The sequence below is a fragment of the Streptomyces flavochromogenes genome, from assembly GCF_000717595.1.
Lineage (GTDB): Bacteria > Actinomycetota > Actinomycetes > Streptomycetales > Streptomycetaceae > Streptomyces > Streptomyces flavochromogenes.
The window spans coordinates 1-241 of the sequence record NZ_JNZO01000143.1 but is presented as its reverse complement, the minus strand read 5'-3'; the positions used below and the strand labels follow the sequence as shown (position 1 = coordinate 241).

Here is a 241-nt window from a genome sequence, read left to right as displayed (position 1 = left end):
CTCGTCCGTCTGGGCCTTGATCTCGGCCTGCTTCAGGTAGAGGGTCCGCTGCGCGATCGCGATCTCCTCCTCCGCCTTCAGCCTCGCCTGCTCGGCGGCGCGCCGCGCGACGGCCTCGGCGATGTCCGCCTCCTGCTTGGCTCGGGCGGCCTCGGGGCGGCCGAGGTCCTCCAGGTACGAGCCCTCGGTGGTGATGTCCTGGATCTGGAAGGCGTCGAGGACCAGGCCCTGGCCGGACAGG

General features: G+C 71.8%; 1 pseudogene. It reads right to left on the bottom strand.

Annotated elements, in window-relative coordinates:
• Nucleotides 1-241, bottom strand: a pseudogene (locus tag IF00_RS42385) (flotillin family protein); the annotation flags it as partial.